We start from the raw sequence: 17,147 nt of genomic DNA on the forward strand, positions 1-17,147 counted from the left end.
GATAACGTTCAAGATCCGGCCGAAGACACAACGACCATGAAAAATAAAAAAGTTCCAATCACAAGCAAAAGAAATCAGAATCGGCGCCGATAGTAGAGGTGTCGACCAAATCATGGCGACATCTCTATAGTTGATGTACGCCATTTGCGAGGTGAGCAATGGGCCCTGTCGTTACCGCACGTCCTCCCCAAACCCTTTATGTGACCATTCGTCGCGATGAATTGCGCCTACTCAAGGAAGAACGCGATCTGCTGCTCGATGAAGTGACGCAGTTGCGCATGCAGCTGCAGCACGCACAGCTGTCCCACCAGAGCCAGTCCCTGGCTCGGTAACCGCCCCAGAGGCACAGTCGAAGAAGTGACGCTGGTCAAACAGGGTCACTTCCATGCAAGTCCTGCCGTGCCCACTTGAGGCGAGAATTCTATCTGTGGGAGCAAGGCTTGCCCGCGATGAACGATAACGCGGTTCAGCTGTTCGACCGCGGCGCGGCTATCGCGGGCAAGCCTTGCTCCCACAGGTCCCGCCCCTAGAGACAAATCCCCTTGCCACAGGTGCATTCGCACCTCACGTGCATTTTGTATCCGAAAAACTCACAAAGTTTTCACAACCGGCTCGTAATACTCCCCGCCTTTAGGGTTGTTCGGCGCAGGCCTGCGGTCACCAATCCGGTGCCGGCAGCTTCGTCGATAAAGGCTGGAGCGCTTGATGAGCTTGTTCAAACGCAGCAAAACGACTGCGAAAGGTTTCGACTGGGCCGGACTCGGCTGGCTGTTTCTGTTCTTCTGGTATTTCTCGGGCATCACCCAACTGCTCATCCTGCTGAGCGACACCTCCGGTTTCACCGGCTTTCGCCAAGCGTTCGTGATGAGTGCGGTGTGGCTGGCGCCCCTGCTGCTCTTCCCCGCCCGTACACGCGTGCTCGCGGCATTGATCGGCGTGGTGCTGTGGGCTTGCTCCATGGCCAGCCTGGGCTACTTCTTCATTTACCAGCAGGAATTTTCCCAGAGCGTCATTTTCATCATGTTCGAATCGAACGTGTCTGAAGCCGGCGAGTACCTGACCCAGTATTTTGCCTGGTGGATGGTGGCGGCGTTCCTGGCCCACACCGCGGTTGGCTATTGGCTCTGGACCCGTCTGCGTCCGGTGTACCTGCCTCGGGGCCAGGCCATGGTCGCCGCAGCCGTCATCGTGCTCGCCGTGGCCGGTTATCCGCTGGTCAAGCAAACCCTGCGCACCGGCAGTTTCGCCGGTGGCCTGGAGAAGTTCGAAGATCGCATCGAGCCAGCCGTGCCATGGCAGATGCTGGTGGCCTATCGTCGCTACGGTGAACAGCTGGAAAACATGCAAGGCATGCTCCACAGCGCCAGCAAGATTGCACCCCTGAGCAATCTCAAGGATGCCACCGCAGAACAGCCAGCCACCCTGGTGCTGGTGATCGGCGAATCCACCAACCGCCAGCGCATGAGCCTGTACGGTTACCCGCGGGAAACCACGCCGGAGCTGGACAAGCTCAAGGACCAGCTTTCGGTGTTCGACAATGTCATCACCCCGCGCCCCTACACCATCGAAGCGCTGCAGCAGGTGCTGACGTTCGCCGACGAGGAGAGTCCAGACCTGTACCTGAGCACACCATCGTTGGTCAGCATGATGAAGCAGGCCGGCTACAAGACCTTCTGGATCACCAACCAGCAGACCATGACCAAGCGCAACACCATGCTCACGACCTTTTCCCAACAGGCCGACGAACAGGTGTACCTGAACAACAACCGCAACCAGAATGCCGCGCAATACGATGGCGACGTGATCGAGCCATTCAACAAGGCCTTGGCCGACAGCGCCCCGCGCAAGCTGATCGTGGTGCACCTGCTCGGCACCCACATGAGCTATCAGTACCGGTATCCGCCGACGTTCAACAAGTTCACTGACCGCCAGGGCGTACCGGCGGGCCTGCGTGATGATCAGGTCCCGACCTACAACAGCTACGATAACGCGGTGCTGTACAACGACTTTGTCGTGTCCAGCCTGATCAAGGATTACGCCAAGACTGATCCCAACGGCTTCCTGCTGTACCTCTCGGACCACGGCGAAGACGTGTTCGACTCGCCGGGTCACGGTACGTTGGGCCGTAACGAAGGCAAACCGACCGCACCGATGTACACCATTCCTTTCATGGCCTGGGCTTCGCCCAAGTGGCGCGAAAACCATGACTGGAACTTTGCCGGCGACCTGTCACGCCCCTACAGCAGTTCACACCTGATCCACACCTGGGCGGACCTGGCCGGCTTGAGTTTTGACGAACTGGATCGTAGCAAGAGCCTGGTCAGCGATGACTTCAAGGCCCGTCCACTGCTGATCGGCAACCCGTATCAAACCCCACGCAAGGCCCTGATCGACTTCAGCCTGATGCAGCCCAAGGCGCCCTTGGCCGAAGTCGTGCAAAAATGATCGAAACCGATCGGATGCCCGCTTTTACAGGGGCTTGATCCAGAACTGCATAGGGCCGTGGGCGGGGTCGAACATGCCGGGGGCAAAGCCGAACTTGGCGTAGCTGCCCTGTGCCACGGCATTTTCCTGGAGCACTTCCAGGGTAATCTTGCAGCAACCGCGCTGGCGGGAAATATCCTCGACCTTCTGCAGCATCTTCTGGCTCAACCCGAGGCCGCGAAACTCCGGCATGACCACCACGTCGTGGATGTTCACCAACGGTCGGCAGGCAAAGGTTGAAAAACCTTCGAAACAATTGACCAGCCCCGCTGGCTCGCCGTTGACGAAAGCCAGCACGCTGAAGGCATGAGGACGCTTGGCCAGTTCCTCGGGCAGGTGCAGCAGGACCTCGGCCGGCAACGGATGTCCCCCGCCCATCGGGTCCAACGCATAACCGTTGAGCACATGACAGATCGCTTCGGCGTGGACCGGGTTGGTGTAGCTGGCTTGCAGAACAAGAATGTCCTTGGCTTCTTCCATGACCTTCCATCTCACTTCGGTAGTACCGGCGGCTCGATGCCGTCGGCGGGATACAGGTCAGGCTGGCTGACCAAAACGTTGCATTTGCATTTCCTGGAGGCGACTGAGCGTACGGCGAAACGGGAATTGCAGATAGCCCTCGGTGTACAACTCATCCATCGGCACCGCAGCCGAAAGGCACAACGGTACCTTGCGGTCGTAGCATTCATCGACCAGGGCGATGAACCGTCGCACGCCGTCGTCGTGGACCGACAACTGCGGCAACTCACGGTCACCGGCCACGACCCGCTCAACGCCGTCCTCGGTGCCACGGGCAATGCGCCCCTCGCGCTGTTCGGCGCTCAGGCAGGGCACATCACTGAGCAGAATGACGCTGAAGCGGTCGCACAGCGCCATGAAATCCAACGCCGAGAACGGTTGCTCACACAGGTCGGCGTAACGACTCCAGAGCACCGTATCGCTGGCCTGGACCGGTTCAAGCAGGCGATGGCCCACGTCAATCGGCGCGCGGCTCGACGCCTGCCCTGTGGTCAACAGGCTGAAGACATCGCCCAGCGGATCGGGCTGCCCGGGATCGCGCAGCCAATAACGCTGCTGCAATTGGCCTGGGTGCTGGCGATGGTCTTGCCAGCCGTTCACCGGCACGATCTGCATGTGCTGCTTGATCGCGGTGATGGTCGGCAGGAAACGCTCACGGTTGTGGCCGTTGGCATAGAGTTCTTCCGGCGGCAGGTTGGAGGTGCTCACCATCACCATGCCCAGCTCGAACATCACCTGGAACAAGCGCCCGAGGATGATCGCGTCACCAATGTCGTTGACGAACAGCTCGTCGAAACACAACACCCGTACTTCTGCGCTCAACTCCCGGGCCAGGGCTTGCAAAGGATCCGGCGTGCCGGTGAGCTGGAACGAGCGCTGGTGCACCCACGCCATGAAATGATGGAAGTGCTGGCGGCGGGCCGGCACCTTGAGGCTTTCATAAAAGCGGTCCATCAGCCAGGTCTTGCCACGTCCCACCGGGCCCCAGAGATAGACGCCCTTGATCGACTTGCGCCCTTCGTGCAACGCCTGGTGGCATTGCTCCAGCGCCATGATGGCCAATTCCTGGGCCTCGTCCTGGACGAAGCCGTGGTGTTCGATGGCATGCTGCCAGGCAGTCAAGGGGGAGTCGAAAGTCATACGGCCCGGGTCCGGAAAACGAAGATGGGGAGTATGCCATGGCGGGCGATTGCAGGAACCCTGCACAGAGCCGTGACGAAGGGGTTTATCTGTGGGAGCAAGATCTTGTGGAAGCATGCCCTGTGGGAGCAAGGCTTGCCCGCGATGAACGATAACGCGGTTTGGCTGTTGGACCGCGGCGCGGCTATCGCGGGCAAGCCTTGCTCCCACAGACCTGGGTACGGAACTTTAAATCGAGATATCCAACCGACTGATCTTGCCCTGCTCATCGAGCCGAAAGGTATAACGCAACTCCAGCGGGCTGCCGGGGAATGTTCCGGAGATCAGGTTCTGCACCAGCACCTTGCCAGTGCGCTGCTGCACATTGAGGACTTCCACCCGCGGCTGGAATCGCTGGGCGGTGTCTTCCATCCATTGGGCGATGGCCTGGGTGCCAACGCGGTGCTGGCCTTCATCGAACACGTTGGCATCCTCGGCGAAGAAACGCGTCACCGCCGAACTGTCACGGGCATTGGCAGCCGCGATGTAGCCGGCGATGGCCGGGGCCAGGGAAGAGACGGGATTGGACATGGTATGGCTCCTTGTTTTATCGATCTGGCACCATGCTAGAACAGCGTTGTGTCAGTTTTTGTCAGGAGTGAACCGCCCGGTTTCGTCCAGCTTCATCAACGCAAACCAGTCCCGCAACAAATCGCTGCGCCGGCCTGGATACCGCTCGCCCTGCTCGGTGGCCGAGGCAATCCGGTCGGTGCGAAAGGTCCGGTAGGCGCCGCGCAACTCGCACCAGGCCACCACCACCCGCGCCTCGTTGAAAAAGCCCAGGGCCAGCGGCCAGATCAGGCGTTGGCTCGGGGTCTTGTTCACGTCGGCGTAGTCGATGTGCAGCTTGGCCTGGGCACGAATGGCCTGGCGGTAGACATTCAGCTCCACGGTGTTCTGCGGATAACCATAACCCGGCGGGCCAGGCAGTACCGTCGGGTTGCGTAACGCATCCCGCACATCCGGGGCCAGCACGGCGGCGACCTTCGCCAGGGCGTCGGCGGCCGCCTTGCCCAGCACCTCGTCGGCGCGCTGATCCACGTAGCGCAAACCCAGCACAATGGCTTCGATTTCATCGGCGGTGAACATCAGCGGCGGCAGGAACAGGCCGCTACGCAATACATAACCAATGCCCGCCTCGCCCTGGATCGGCGCGCCGAGGGCCGTGAGTTCGGCAATGTCGCGGTACAAGGTACGCTCGGATACATTCAGTTCACCCGCCAACGTCGCAGCGGTGACCGGGCAACGCTTGCCCCGCAAGACTTGCAGCAAAGTGAGCAGCCGAGTGGTACGCGACACGATGGACTGTCCGCAAAGAAAAGATGGCGCAGATTAGCAGAGGCTGGTGTCAGAAACTGTCAGGAGCCCCCTTACTATCCAATCGCTGTGGCATGGGCTTTTGTGGCGAGGGAGCTTGCTCCCGCTGGGCTGCGTAGCGGCCCCAAGCTTCTGCGGTTGCTGTGCAACCGAGCGGGAGCAAGCTCCCTCGCCACAAAATCGCCCTATCCAAGGGTTCGTGGGTTGCCGTTGGGCACCTGTGGGGTATCGTGCTCACTCGCTTCCGGTTTTTTTCATTCTTTGAGAGTCAATCCATGCGCAGAATCCTCGGCCTTTCCGTATTCCTGATCCTGCTCAGCCTCAGCGCCTGCGCCCTCTTCCCGAACCGTGACCCGCTGAACATCAACGTGGTCGGCATCGAACCGCTGCCCAACCAGGGCCTGGAAGTACGCTTCGCCGTGAAGCTGCGCGTGCAGAACCCCAACGAAACCGCCATCGACTACAACGGCGTGGCGCTGGACCTGGAGGTCAACGGCCGTACGCTGGCGACAGGGGTCAGTGACCAGACCGGCTCGATCCCGCGCTTTTCCGAAGCGATCGTGAGCGTCCCGGTGAGCATTTCGGCGTTTTCCGTGCTGCGCCAGACCCTGGGCCTGAGCCAGACCCAAAGCCTGGACAACCTGCCCTATGTGCTCAAGGGCAAACTCGCCGGCGGCGTGTTCGGCACCATGCGCTTCGTCGACCGCGGGACCCTCGAACTGCCGGGCTCCGCGGCGACGTGGTGAATCACGCCGTAAAGCGCACGCCAGGCTTGGCGCGCTCGTCCACCACCAGCTCGAACACATCCGGCCTGGCGTAGTGCCCGACCACGTCATAGTCGTAGCGCGCCCGCACCAGGTCATCGGTGTCGATTTCGGCGGTCAGTAGCCCGGCAGTGTCTTTCAGTGGTCCGGCGAGCACATCGCCCATGGGCCCGACAATCACGCTGCCACCGGCAATCAGCGGCCGCTCGACCGGCCAGTGCGCGACGTCGATACCCAACGCCTGCGGCGAAGCCTGGACCTGACAGGCACTGACCACAAAACAACGCCCTTCGTGGGCGATATGCCGCATGGTCACCTGCCACATCTCCCGCTCATCCACCGTGGGCGCACACCAGACCTCCACCCCCTTGGCGTACATCGCGGTGCGCAACAGCGGCATCATGTTTTCCCAGCACACCGCCGCGCCGACCCGGCCAACCTGGCTGTCGATCACCGGCAAGGTCGAACCATCGCCTTTGCCCCAGATCAGCCGTTCGGTACCGGTGGGCATCAACTTGCGGTGCCGTGCCACCAGGCCCGCGTCGGGCTCGAAATACAGTGCAGTGCAGTAGAGAGTGCTGCCGACACGCTCGATGACGCCCAGCACCAGGCTCGCCCCCGTACGCGCCGACAGCCCGGCCAGCGCTTCGGTTTCCACACCGGGCACATCAAGGGCATTGGCAAAATAGCGGGCGAACGCTTCACGCCCCTCCGGCAGCCGGTAACCCAGTTGCGTCCCGAACCCCTCGCCCTTGGGATAACCACCGAGCAACGCTTCAGGCATCACCACCAGGCGCGCGCCGGCCTGGCGAATGGCGTCTTCGTAGGAAAGGATCTGCGCCAGGGTCTCGCCCTTGCCGCCAGGCAACGAGCCGATCTGCAGGGCAGCCACAATGGATTTGGGCATGGTTTTCAACTCCGTGATCATCAGGTGTTGCTGATTCTCGAGGAGCGGCCGATCATGAATAAAGCCCTGAATGCTGCTAAATGATATGAGCCCCATGAATATCGCCGACATCGACCTCAATCTGCTCAAGACTTTCGAAGCCCTGCATGACGAATCCAGCGCCAGCCGCGCCGCCCTACGCCTGGGCGTGACCCAGTCGGCCATCAGCGCCGCATTGCGCAGGCTCCGCGGGTTGTATGACGATCAACTATTCGTGCGCACGGGTCGGGGGCTGGCGCCGACGCTGCGGGCCAACCAGCTGAAACCGGTGATCAGCGAAGCCCTGGACAAATGTCGCCAGAGCCTGGCGATGGTCGACCCGGATGCCAGCCATTATGACGGCCGCTCGGTCATCGTCGGCCTGTCGGATGATTTCGAGATTGCCCATGGGCGGCGCCTGATCGACGAAGTGGCCCGACGTGCGCCGGGCCTGCGCTTGATTTTCCGTCAGACCCACAGCCAGATCGTCGGCCGGGCCTTGATGGAGCGCGATCTCGACCTGGCGATCACGGCGGGTGGTTTCGCGCAGCGGCTGCTCAGCCGCCAGGTATTGGGTGAAGGCGATTACGCCTGCCTGTTGGACGCGGCGAGCCTGACACACGGCCAACAATCCCTCAGCCTGGAGGCGTTCGTGGCCCGCGAGCATCTGCTGGTGTCTTCGGGGGGCTTCATCGGCATCACCGACGAAGGATTGGCCGGGCTTGGCCTGAGTCGGCGAGTCTGTGCCTCGACCACCCACTTTGCCGCGCTGCCATTCCTGCTCAAGGGCAGCCAGGCCGTAGCGACGATTCCCGCCCACGCTGCCCGGGCCATTGCCGACCTCAGCGGCCTGGCCTTGCTGCCCTGCCCCCTGGCCTTGCCCCGCTACCCCATCGAACTGGGCTGGCGGACCCACACGCAAATGGATCCGGCAATGCTCAAGGTGCGCGAGGCCATTAGCGCGACGTTTGCCTGAGGTTTACTTGTTGGCGGCCATCAGTCGATTGACTTCACTGCGCACCATGTTGGCGTATTCCGGCGGCGACATGCCGTCCAGTTCGGCACGCACCCACTCGGCCCACTTGCCCTTGCGCTTGGAGCGCTCGCCAAACAGGCGGGCGGCATCGCCCTTGGCCTTGCCCAGGTTGTTTTGCCACAGTTCAAAGAGTCGGGATTTTTCGTCTTCCAGCGCGGCGCGCTCGGCCAGGGGCTTGTCAGCCAGATTGAAGCTCATGGGAATTACCTGTTGCGTAAATAGGCGCCATCTTACACCTTGCGGGGAAACGTCTTAACCACGATTTGCGATGGACTGCCCTGCCAAGGCCTAGGCGTTGCAACTTTTTAACCGGCGCAGCACTCCATTGTTCAATGCCATCATCCACACAAGGAGTACTTCCATGGCCCGTAAAGGCACCGTGCAAGCGAACGGAGAGCAAATCAAGGATCAAGCCTTCAGCGAATTGACGGCGCTGATTGAAGAATCGGAAAAGCTGCTCAAAAGCAGTGCCTCGCTGGTGGGAGAAGAGGCTGAAGACCTGCGAGGCCAGATATCCCAGAAACTGCAACAGGCGCTCGACTCGGTCACCAGCGCCCGGGAGCGTACCCGTCCAATGGTCGATGCCACTGAGGTCTATATTGGCGGCCACCCCTGGCAGACCGTGGCGATTTCCGCGGGGTTCGGGCTGGTGGTGGGTTTGCTGCTGGGACGGCGTTAAACAATAGCAACCAGCCCCCGGACCTGATGTGGGAGCGAGCTTGCTCGCGATGACGGTGTGTCAGACAACATCTCTGCTACTGAACCATCGCCATCGCGAGCAAGCTCGCTCCCACAGGGACTTGTTATTGCCTTAAGCGGCAGGTCCCGCCCGCAGGATCGACGCATCCTCCCCGCGGTACAACGCCTCCACCTTCCCCGCCCGCCACTGCAACACCGCCCGTTGGTTGATCGATCCCTTGTCGGTGATTTCACCACGGTCGATGGACGCCGGTTCATCGAGCAAGGCTATCCACTCCACGCGACTGGCGTTGCCGCTGGCTGCGCGGTTCAGGCGTTGCAGCCAGGCGGCGAACCATTGGCGTACCGGCGGGCTGGCGAGGACCTGGGCGTCGCTGGCGTTCGCGCCCAGGCCTGACAGGCGCCGGCACTCAGCAAGTCGTGGAAACACCAGCGCACCCAGGCACTCGCGATCCGGGGCGGTGATCACCAGGTCCTGGACGTAGGGTGTGCCTTCCAACACCGCCCGGTTACGCAACGGCCCGACGCTGACGAAGACACCGGAAGACAATTTGAAGTCCTCGGCAATCCGCCCGTCGAACATCAGCCCCAGTTGCGGATTGCTGGCATCGGCCAGTTTGATCGCATCCCCCGAGCAATAGAAACCGTCCTCGTCGAACACTTCGGCGGTCTGCTGCGGCGAACGCCAGTAGCCAGGCATGATGTGCGGCCCGCGAAAACGCCCTTCGAACTTGCCATCCACCGGCACCAGCCGGACCTCGCAGCCGGGCGCCGGAAGACCGATGTAGCCGGCCATGGACAAGGGCCCGGTGGTGAAGGTGCAGGACGGCGACGCTTCGGTCATGCCCAGGCCCGCCATCATGCGGATACGTTCTCCGCAATGCTGCTCGGCAACCTTATCGAGCCGATCCCAGGTACTTTGGGACAAGCCCGCCGCGGCAAAGAAGAACAGGCTGATGCGCTTGAAGAAACGCTCGCGCAACTCACCGTCCTGCTCCAAGGCGCTGACCAATTCTTCCCAGCCCTTGGGTACGGTCAGGTAGGCGGTGGGGGAAATTTCCTTGAGATTGCGCAGGGTCTCGGCGAAGCCCTGGGCGGTGGGTTTGCCATCGTCCAGGTAGAACGTGCCGCCGTTGTACAGCACGATGCCGACGTTGTGGCTGCCGCCGAACGTATGGTTCCACGGCAGCCAGTCCACCAGCACCGGCGGTGCCTCGCCGAACACCGGAAAGGTTTGCAGCAGCATTTGCTGATTGGCGCACAACATACGCTGGGTGGTGATCACGGCCTTGGGCAGCTTGGTGGAGCCCGAGGTGAACAGGAACTTGGCGATGCTGTCCGGGCCGGTGGCGGCGAACGCCTGCTCGGCCTCCGAGCCGCCGGGTTGGGCCAACAGGCTGGCGAAGCTTGTCCTGGAGCGGCCCGCCATCTCGCCGCGCACCGTGACCAGGGGAACGTTCGCCGGCAATACGGCATTGATCGCTCGTTCGAACGGGGCGGCTTCGCTGACAAACACCAACCCCGGCTGCAACAGGTCGCACACATGGCGCAGCTTGGCGAAATCCTGGGACAGCAATGAATAAGCCGGCGACACCGGGCAATAGGGAATGCCGGCGTACATCGCGCCGAGGGCCATTTGCAGGTGTTCGATGTCGTTGCCGGAGAGCAGCGCCAAGGGTTTTTCCGCTGACAAACCATAGCTGAGCAGGCTTTGGGCGATGGCCCGGACACTGTCGAGCATCTGCGCATAGCTGACACGACGCCAGTCACCGCCCGCTTCACGGGCCGCGATGAACGTCTGCTGCGGGCGCACCTCGGCCCAGTGCACCAGGCGCTCGAGTAAACGCGCCGGCAACGGGGCCAGGGATTCCAGGGAGCGCATGTGCAAAATGCCGCGCTCTTCCCGGACTTCGACGGCAGGATGACCAATCGACACCTGGCGATAACGCCCGGCCTCGGGTCGGGAGGACGATCTGGACTCGGAACTCACGTACATTTCCTCCACCAAGGCACGCTCGGGTCGCGAGGCGAGCGGAGCGTGGCAGCGCGGGGCTGCGGCCTTGTCATTGTTATTCTGGCCTGCATCCGGGCGGCGGCTTTCGAGGCTCGACCGCCCGTGACGCGATGGGTTTCAGATCGGGTAATGCCGGGGACCGTTCTGCAAGGTCACCCAACGCAACTGGGTGAAATGCTCGATGGACGCCTTGCCGCCGAAGCTGCCATAACCACTGGACTTGACCCCGCCGAAGGGCATCTGCGCTTCGTCGTGCACGGTCGGCCCGTTGATGTGGCAAATGCCCGACTCGACCCGCTGGGCCAACGCCAACGCGCGGGTGGTGTCGCGGCTGAAGATGGCAGCCGACAGGCCGAACTCGGAATCGTTGGCCAGGCGCAACAGCGCTTCATCGCCCTCACCGCGTAACAGCACCGCCACTGGCCCGAAGGATTCCTCACGGTACAGGCGCATCTGCGCAGTGACACCGTCGAGCAAGGTCGGCTGCAGAATGCTGCCTTCCAACTGGCCCCCGGTGACCAGCGTTGCGCCTTTGGCCAAGGCATCGTCGATCAGTCCCTTGATGCGCTGGCCGGCACTGGCATCGACCAACGAGCCCAGCACCGAATCGCCAGCCGCCGGATCACCGGCACGCAAGGTGGCGATCTTGGCGGTCAGCTTGGCGATGAACGCATCCGCCACGCGGGCGTCGACGATCAATCGCTCGGTGGACATGCAGATCTGGCCCTGGTTGAAGTAGGCTCCGAAGGCGGCCGCTTGCACGGCGGCGTCCAGGTCGGCGTCATCCAGCACCAGCAACGGCGCCTTGCCGCCCAGTTCCAGCAACGCTGGTTTGAGATGGCGCGCCGAGAGTTCGCCGACGATGCGTCCGACGTGGGTCGAACCGGTGAAATTGACCCGGCGCACCGCCGGGTTGGCGATCAACCGTTCGACAATGGCCGGCGCATCCGCCGGTGCGTTACAGATGACATTGACCACACCGTCACCCAGCCCGGCGTCCTGCAACACCTGGCCGATCAACCGGTGCACCGCCGGGCTGATCTCGGAAGCCTTGAGCACCACGGTGTTACCGCAGGCCAGGGGCATGGCGATGGCGCGGGTGGCGAGAATCACCGGGGCGTTCCAGGGCGCGATGCCCAACACCACGCCACAGGGCTGACGCAGGGCCATGGCGAAACTGCCTGGCACGTCGGATGGAATGATTTCGCCGTTGATCTGGGTGGTCATGGACGCCGCTTCGCGCAGCATGTTCGCCGCCAGGTGCACATTGAAACCGTACCAGTTGGCCATGGCGCCAGTCTCGCCGGCCGCGGCGATAAACTCGCCACTGCGGGCCTGCAACTGCTCGGCAGCCCGCAGCAGACGCGTGCGGCGTTCGTTGGGTGCCAGCGCGGCCCAGGCAGGAAACGCCGCTTGGGCGGCGGCCACGGCGGCATCGGCATCTTCCAGGGTGGCGGCGGCCACGCGAGACACCACCTCACCGGTCACCGGGTTGCAGCGCTCGAAGGTCCGGCCGTCGCGGGCCGGGCACGACTGGCCGCCAATCAACAGGGGCACGTCCAGCATGGTGATTCCTCTTTATTGTCTTTATCGGGAACACGTTCACAGTAGCGCCGAGGGCCTTGGACGAACAGCCCGCGGGCGCACGATGGCGCCCGCCGCGCGGTTGTCTCAGCGCTTGTAGGTCTGCAGGCCCGGCTTGATGCTCTTGTCGTCCAGGAATTGCTTCATCCCCTGCTCGCGGCCACCCTCGGTATCGAGCAGGCGCGACTGGTCGAGCTTGGCGTACAGGTAGTCTTCGTTCTGCTCCCAGGTCAGTTCGCGGCAACGCTTGAAGCCATGCTTGGCCGCCCGCAGCACCACCGGGTTCTTTTCCAACAGGTTGCGGGCCAGTTCCACGGTGACTTCACGCAACTGCGCCAAGGGCACGCTCTCATTGACCAGGCCCATTTCGGCGGCTTTCTGCCCACCGAAGGTCTTGCCGGTCATGATGTAGTACAGCGATTGGCGATGGCCCACGGTGTCGGCCATGGCCTTGCTGACGAGGTTGCCCGGCGGGATGCCCCAGTTGATTTCCGAGAGACCGAAGGTCGCTTCGTCGGCGCAGATCGCCAGGTCGCACGCCACCAGCGGACTGAAACCACCACCGAAACACCAGCCATTGACCATGGCGATGGTTGGCTTGGCGTACATGCGCAGTAATTTCCACTGCCATTGCGAGGCTTCGCGACGGATTTTTTCCTGGAGGATTTCCGGCCCGGCATCCACTTCGCGGAAGTATTCCTTGAGGTCCATGCCAGCGGTCCAGGCATCACCGGCCCCGGTCAGCACCAGCACCCCTGCGGCCGGATCCTGCTCCAGGGTCTCGAGCACGTCGATCATCTCGCGGTTGAGGGTCGGGCTCATGGCGTTGCGTTTTTCCGGGCGATTGAGGGTGACCCAGGCGATGCCCTCCTCGATATCGACCTTGACGGTTTTCCAGCGACCTTCGTAATTGCTCATGATGCGTGCTCTCTTGTTCTTGGCTGAAGATGATCAAAAACTAAACCGGAAATTTAGTTATGTCAATTAACTATTAATCGGTTTATCTGTATTTTTCAGAGGCGAGATCGAAGGTAAAAAAATTCGAATATGCACAAGCCCGTAGCCAGGGCGCCGCAACCCCGGCAAACTGGATAGCCTTGTTAACCACTTACCTTGAGGACACTCACTTCGATGGCCAAGTCTTCCAAGCTTGCCGAACCCGCCGAGCCCCTGGTCGCCGGTACCGACGCACAGGTGCCGCTGGACTCCGCGTTGGACGACCTGATCGGTTACGCCCTGCGCCGCGCCCAGCTGAAGCTGTTCCAGAACCTGATTGGCCGGCTCGCCGTCCACGATCTGCGGCCCGCCCAGTTCTCGGCCCTGGCAATCATCGACCAGAATCCCGGCCTGATGCAGGCCGACCTGGCCAAGGCCCTGGCGATCGAACCGCCGCAAGTGGTGCCGCTGCTCAATAAGCTGGAAAGCCGGGCCCTGGCGGTGCGCGTGCGCTGCAAGCCGGACAAGCGCTCCTATGGGATCTTCCTGAGCAAGACCGGCGAAACCCTGCTCAAGGAGCTCAAGCAAATCGCCGCCCAGAGCGACCTTGACTCCACCGCTGCCCTCTCAGGGGCTGAGCGCGAGGAGTTGCTGCGGTTGTTGAAGAAGGTCTACCAGTAGCAAGCCTGGCGCGGGTCCCTGCGGCGAGAGGGTTTAGCGAATCGTCGCACCTCCCCGCTATGTGGGAGCAAAGCTTGCTCGCGATGAAGGCACCTCGACTTCTGAAGATCCGCAGCGCTTTCATCGCGGGCAAGCCTTGCTCCCACAAGCGCTAGCCAACCGACTCGAAACTCACCAGATCGGCACGCTGTACGTCACCAGGAACCGGGTCTGGTTCTCGTCGCGAAACGCCGCCGTACCCGGAAAGTTGTTGCGATAGATCGATTTGCGCGCCAGCAACCCGACGTTCTTCAGTGGGCCGCCCTGGATCACATACCCCAACTCCATCTGGAACTCACGCTCCTTGCGATCCTCGGCATCGAGGGCCGCCAGCTCGATGTGATCGCCACGCACATAACGCAGTCGAGTCCTCAGGCCCGGCACGCCCACGGCGGCGAAATCGTAGTCATGGATCGCCTGCCAGGTGCGTTCCTTGGCATTGAGGAAGTCCGAGCTCATGGTCATTTCACTCAAGCCCATCAACTCGGTGCCGGACACATAAGGCGTGGCCGTATCGCCACTGGCGTGCATGTAGCCCAGGCTCACGCGATGCCCGCCCAGGCGATAGCCGACCAGCGCCGAGACATTGCGGTTGTCCACCTTTCCGGCCTTGGCCGCACCGTCGTCGTCACTGAAAAAACTGCGCAGGTCGGTGGTCAGGACGCCATCGCCCAGGGGCAGGTTATGCAACAACGCCAGGGTGTTCTGCTGGTACAGATCCGCCACTTCGGCGTGGTAGGCCCGCAGGCTGAGGTCTTTGTTGACCTGGTAGTCACCCCCCACATACGCCATATGGGAAGAGGTCGCCGCGCCGTTGAACCGGCGGTTGGGCGAGGCGATGCTCATCGGCTGGTAATCGGTGGAATCGCGGCGAGCGATGCGATCGATATACCCGGTGTTCAACGTCAAACCGTCGAGATCCTTGGAACTGAGCGTCGTTCCGCGAAAGGTCTGCGGCAGCAGCCGCGACGGGCTGGCAAAGGCAAACGGCAGGAAGATCGATACATCGCCGGTCTTCACCGTGGTTTGAGCGAAACGCAATTTTCCGGTCACGCCCAGGCGCGAATACTCATCCGCCGCGCGCTTGTCGCTGCTGGACACCGGCAACAGTTCAGTGCCGCTGCGATCCGGCGACGAGTCAAGCTTGATGCCCAGCAACCCCCTGACATCCAGGCCGAATCCGACCGTACCCGGGGTAAACCCCGACTCCATGTTCATGAACACACCCTGAGCCCATTCCCGGGCTGCAGTCTTGGCGCCGTCGTCCTTGTAGTCGCGGTCCATGTAGTAGTTGCGCAGGGTCAGCGTACCGTGGCTGTCGTCGATGAAACCTTCCGCCCACGATACGGGAGAACCGAGGCTCAGCCCGAGACCGACCAGCAGAGGGACGAGAGATGAAACAGGGCGCGCCGTCAGCGTGCCCCGAGCAAGGTTTGGCATGTTCGGTGTCCATTTATTGTTGTTGTTTTGATCGGCCCGAGCTTGGCGACGGGGGCCGTGCGGACAAAGAATGGAAACCGTACGGGCGCTTCGTCAATCGCTAGCGTCCGATAATCGAACATTAATGTAATTAACTAATTTACCAATTCACCCGTGAATTCTTGCCAAGCCTCTGATTTGCATACTGAACTGGCCACTTATGGACGCCCTTCTGGCACCCTTCATTTTTTAGTTAGCTTTGTTAATCTTAAACACACCCGCCGGTTTTCCTCCGAGCGGTGTCCCCTCACAAAAACAATAAGAGGATTTGCCATGGACCGTCCGGCGCGTCGTGCGACGCTGACCATTGCCTTGTGTTTCATTGTTGCGTTGATCGAGGGTTTCGACCTGCAGTCAGCCGGTACCGCCGCCGCAGGACTACGGCAGACGTTTGCCCTTGACCCGAAAATGATGGGCTGGGTGTTCAGCGCCGGAATCATCGGGTTGCTGCCGGGGGCCTTCTTCGGTGGTTGGATCGCTGATCGCATCGGCCGCAAGAAAATCCTCATCGCCGCTGTCTTGCTGTTCGGCGTGTTTTCCCTCAGCACCGCTTATGTCGAACACTTCTCCAGCCTGTTGCTGGTGCGCTTCATGACCGGCCTGGGCCTGGGCGCCGCCCTGCCCAACCTCATTGCCCTGTGTGCCGAAGCCGTGGGTGAGCAGCGCCGGGGCACGGCCATCAGCGTGATGTATGCGGGGGTGCCGTTGGGCGGCGCATTGGCCGCCGTGGTCGCCATGCTGTTTGGCGAACACTGGCAGATGACGTTTTTCATCGGTGGGTTGGCGCCGTTGCTGGTGGTGCCGCTGATGCTCCTGTGGCTTCCCGAATCCAGCGCCTTTCGCCAGGTGCAGGATGGCGGCTCATCGCGTGGCTCCACCGCCCAGGCGCTGTTCGGTGAAGGTCGCGGCCGTACCACCTTGGCTCTGTGGTTGAGCTATTTCTTCACCCTGACGGTCATGTACATGTTGCTCAACTGGCTGCCATCGTTGTTGCTGGAACAGGGCTTCAGCAAACCCCAGGCGGGCCTGGTGCAGATGCTGTTCAACATCGGTGGCGCCCTTGGTTCGTTGCTGGGCGGCCTGTTGCTGGACCGCTGCAATGGCATCAAGGTGGTGCTGTTCGTCTATGCCGGCCTGCTGAGCGCCCTGGCCGGGGTCGGTTTGTCGGTCGGCATCGTGCCCATGGGCATCGCCGGGTTTGCTGCCGGGTTGTTCGTCATGGCCGCGCAACTGGTTCTCTATGCCTTGGCACCGCCCTCCTACCCTACGGCCGTGCGTGCGACGGGGGTTGGTGCTGCGGTGGCCATCGGGCGCCTGGGCTCGGTGGCCGGACCTTTGGCCGCCGGGCAGATCCTGGCGGCCGGGGGTGGGACCACTGCTGTATTGCTGGCGACTTCTCCTGGATTGGTGGTTGCGACGTTGGCTGTTCTCAGTGTGATTCGTTATTCGGCGGGGCCGCGGTTGAGGGCTACGAATCCGGTTGTGGAGCAT

17 protein-coding genes are annotated in these 17,147 nt (G+C 61.9%); 7 read left to right on the forward strand and 10 right to left on the reverse strand.

What is annotated here, in order from left to right; all coding sequences use genetic code 11:
* The first annotated feature begins 158 nt into the window (after nt 1-158).
* Together J4E53_RS07500 and J4E53_RS07505 are read left to right on the forward strand one after the other, a co-directional pair.
* Nucleotides 159-332 (forward strand): DUF6026 family protein, encoded by a 174-nt coding sequence (locus tag J4E53_RS07500; protein ID WP_013693491.1) that lies wholly within the window; start codon nt 159-161, stop codon nt 330-332.
* A 373-nt stretch (nt 333-705) separates the two neighbouring features.
* Nucleotides 706-2,445 (forward strand): phosphoethanolamine transferase CptA, encoded by a 1,740-nt coding sequence (locus J4E53_RS07505; RefSeq protein ID WP_103308296.1) that lies wholly within the window; start codon nt 706-708, stop codon nt 2,443-2,445.
* 24 nt (nt 2,446-2,469) lie between these two features.
* On the opposite strand, the gene J4E53_RS07510 is transcribed toward J4E53_RS07505, so the two are convergent.
* From J4E53_RS07510 to J4E53_RS07525, 4 genes are all read right to left on the reverse strand, one after another.
* On the reverse strand, nt 2,470-2,964 hold the full coding sequence (locus J4E53_RS07510; RefSeq protein WP_103308297.1) for a GNAT family N-acetyltransferase: 495 nt from the start codon (nt 2,962-2,964) through the stop codon (nt 2,470-2,472).
* Between the two features lie 57 nt (nt 2,965-3,021).
* A complete protein-coding gene (gene zapE / locus J4E53_RS07515; protein WP_060742565.1) occupies nt 3,022-4,143 on the reverse strand; it encodes a cell division protein ZapE in 1,122 nt (373 codons plus the stop codon).
* A 228-nt stretch (nt 4,144-4,371) separates the two neighbouring features.
* On the reverse strand, nt 4,372-4,713 hold the full coding sequence (locus J4E53_RS07520) for a nuclear transport factor 2 family protein (RefSeq protein ID WP_003202401.1): 342 nt from the start codon (nt 4,711-4,713) through the stop codon (nt 4,372-4,374).
* Between the two features lie 51 nt (nt 4,714-4,764).
* Nucleotides 4,765-5,481 (reverse strand): YafY family protein, encoded by a 717-nt coding sequence (locus J4E53_RS07525; RefSeq protein ID WP_060742566.1) that lies wholly within the window; start codon nt 5,479-5,481, stop codon nt 4,765-4,767.
* A gap of 293 nt (nt 5,482-5,774) precedes the next feature.
* Between J4E53_RS07525 and J4E53_RS07530 the strand changes: the two genes are divergently transcribed.
* Nucleotides 5,775-6,245, forward strand: a complete 471-nt coding sequence (locus J4E53_RS07530) for an LEA type 2 family protein (protein ID WP_060742567.1) — start codon at nt 5,775-5,777, stop codon at nt 6,243-6,245.
* 1 nt (nt 6,246) lies between these two features.
* Here J4E53_RS07530 and J4E53_RS07535 read toward each other — a convergent pair whose 3' ends face one another.
* Nucleotides 6,247-7,170: a carbon-nitrogen hydrolase family protein gene (locus J4E53_RS07535; protein ID WP_103308298.1), complete on the reverse strand. Its 924-nt coding sequence runs from the start codon at nt 7,168-7,170 to the stop codon at nt 6,247-6,249.
* A gap of 85 nt (nt 7,171-7,255) precedes the next feature.
* Between J4E53_RS07535 and J4E53_RS07540 the strand changes: the two genes are divergently transcribed.
* On the forward strand, nt 7,256-8,164 hold the full coding sequence (locus J4E53_RS07540) for a LysR family transcriptional regulator (RefSeq protein WP_060742568.1): 909 nt from the start codon (nt 7,256-7,258) through the stop codon (nt 8,162-8,164).
* A 3-nt stretch (nt 8,165-8,167) separates the two neighbouring features.
* On the opposite strand, the gene J4E53_RS07545 is transcribed toward J4E53_RS07540, so the two are convergent.
* A complete protein-coding gene (locus tag J4E53_RS07545) occupies nt 8,168-8,422 on the reverse strand; it encodes a hypothetical protein (protein ID WP_003181187.1) in 255 nt (84 codons plus the stop codon).
* A 163-nt stretch (nt 8,423-8,585) separates the two neighbouring features.
* Between J4E53_RS07545 and J4E53_RS07550 the strand changes: the two genes are divergently transcribed.
* The gene (locus J4E53_RS07550; RefSeq protein WP_060742569.1) at nt 8,586-8,903 is read left to right on the forward strand and encodes a YqjD family protein; all 318 of its coding nucleotides are present in this window, start codon (nt 8,586-8,588) and stop codon (nt 8,901-8,903) included.
* A 132-nt stretch (nt 8,904-9,035) separates the two neighbouring features.
* On the opposite strand, the gene J4E53_RS07555 is transcribed toward J4E53_RS07550, so the two are convergent.
* The 3 genes from J4E53_RS07555 to J4E53_RS07565 all read right to left on the reverse strand — a co-directional run bounded on the left by J4E53_RS07555 (nt 9,036) and on the right by J4E53_RS07565 (nt 13,439).
* Entirely contained in the window at nt 9,036-10,913 is a 1,878-nt protein-coding gene (locus J4E53_RS07555; RefSeq protein ID WP_103311130.1) for a feruloyl-CoA synthase, read from the reverse strand.
* A gap of 141 nt (nt 10,914-11,054) precedes the next feature.
* Nucleotides 11,055-12,503: an aldehyde dehydrogenase gene (locus J4E53_RS07560; RefSeq protein ID WP_060742570.1), complete on the reverse strand. Its 1,449-nt coding sequence runs from the start codon at nt 12,501-12,503 to the stop codon at nt 11,055-11,057.
* A gap of 105 nt (nt 12,504-12,608) precedes the next feature.
* Nucleotides 12,609-13,439: a p-hydroxycinnamoyl CoA hydratase/lyase gene (locus J4E53_RS07565; protein ID WP_003202420.1), complete on the reverse strand. Its 831-nt coding sequence runs from the start codon at nt 13,437-13,439 to the stop codon at nt 12,609-12,611.
* 213 nt (nt 13,440-13,652) lie between these two features.
* Here J4E53_RS07565 and J4E53_RS07570 point away from each other — a divergent pair, with 213 nt between their 5' ends.
* Nucleotides 13,653-14,138 carry a MarR family winged helix-turn-helix transcriptional regulator gene (locus tag J4E53_RS07570; RefSeq protein WP_060742571.1) on the forward strand — a complete coding sequence of 162 codons (486 nt, stop codon included), beginning with the start codon at nt 13,653-13,655 and terminating at the stop codon, nt 14,136-14,138.
* A 171-nt stretch (nt 14,139-14,309) separates the two neighbouring features.
* Here J4E53_RS07570 and J4E53_RS07575 read toward each other — a convergent pair whose 3' ends face one another.
* A complete protein-coding gene (locus J4E53_RS07575; protein WP_103311128.1) occupies nt 14,310-15,617 on the reverse strand; it encodes an OprD family porin in 1,308 nt (435 codons plus the stop codon).
* A gap of 312 nt (nt 15,618-15,929) precedes the next feature.
* On the opposite strand from J4E53_RS07575, the gene mhpT reads away from it, so the two are divergent.
* Nucleotides 15,930-17,147: 3-(3-hydroxy-phenyl)propionate transporter MhpT (gene mhpT, locus J4E53_RS07580; RefSeq protein WP_207268123.1), on the forward strand; the 1,218-nt coding region annotated here is incomplete at its 3' end.

Origin of the sequence: Pseudomonas sp. FW305-28 (assembly GCF_017351395.1) — a bacterium.
Taxonomy (GTDB): domain Bacteria; phylum Pseudomonadota; class Gammaproteobacteria; order Pseudomonadales; family Pseudomonadaceae; genus Aquipseudomonas; species Aquipseudomonas fluorescens_AA.

Coding starts and splice junctions, on each gene's coding strand:
- J4E53_RS07500 (WP_013693491.1), top strand. CDS start 159: ATGGGCCCTGTCGTTACCGCACGTCCTCCCCAAACCCTTTATGTGACC.
- J4E53_RS07520 (WP_003202401.1), bottom strand. CDS start 4,713: ATGTCCAATCCCGTCTCTTCCCTGGCCCCGGCCATCGCCGGCTACATC.
- zapE (WP_060742565.1), bottom strand. CDS start 4,143: ATGACTTTCGACTCCCCCTTGACTGCCTGGCAGCATGCCATCGAACAC.
- J4E53_RS07570 (WP_060742571.1), top strand. CDS start 13,653: ATGGCCAAGTCTTCCAAGCTTGCCGAACCCGCCGAGCCCCTGGTCGCC.
- J4E53_RS07550 (WP_060742569.1), top strand. CDS start 8,586: ATGGCCCGTAAAGGCACCGTGCAAGCGAACGGAGAGCAAATCAAGGAT.
- J4E53_RS07510 (WP_103308297.1), bottom strand. CDS start 2,964: ATGGAAGAAGCCAAGGACATTCTTGTTCTGCAAGCCAGCTACACCAAC.
- J4E53_RS07540 (WP_060742568.1), top strand. CDS start 7,256: ATGAGCCCCATGAATATCGCCGACATCGACCTCAATCTGCTCAAGACT.
- J4E53_RS07575 (WP_103311128.1), bottom strand. CDS start 15,617: ATGCCAAACCTTGCTCGGGGCACGCTGACGGCGCGCCCTGTTTCATCT.
- J4E53_RS07560 (WP_060742570.1), bottom strand. CDS start 12,503: ATGCTGGACGTGCCCCTGTTGATTGGCGGCCAGTCGTGCCCGGCCCGC.
- J4E53_RS07545 (WP_003181187.1), bottom strand. CDS start 8,422: ATGAGCTTCAATCTGGCTGACAAGCCCCTGGCCGAGCGCGCCGCGCTG.
- J4E53_RS07505 (WP_103308296.1), top strand. CDS start 706: ATGAGCTTGTTCAAACGCAGCAAAACGACTGCGAAAGGTTTCGACTGG.
- J4E53_RS07530 (WP_060742567.1), top strand. CDS start 5,775: ATGCGCAGAATCCTCGGCCTTTCCGTATTCCTGATCCTGCTCAGCCTC.
- J4E53_RS07535 (WP_103308298.1), bottom strand. CDS start 7,170: ATGCCCAAATCCATTGTGGCTGCCCTGCAGATCGGCTCGTTGCCTGGC.
- J4E53_RS07565 (WP_003202420.1), bottom strand. CDS start 13,439: ATGAGCAATTACGAAGGTCGCTGGAAAACCGTCAAGGTCGATATCGAG.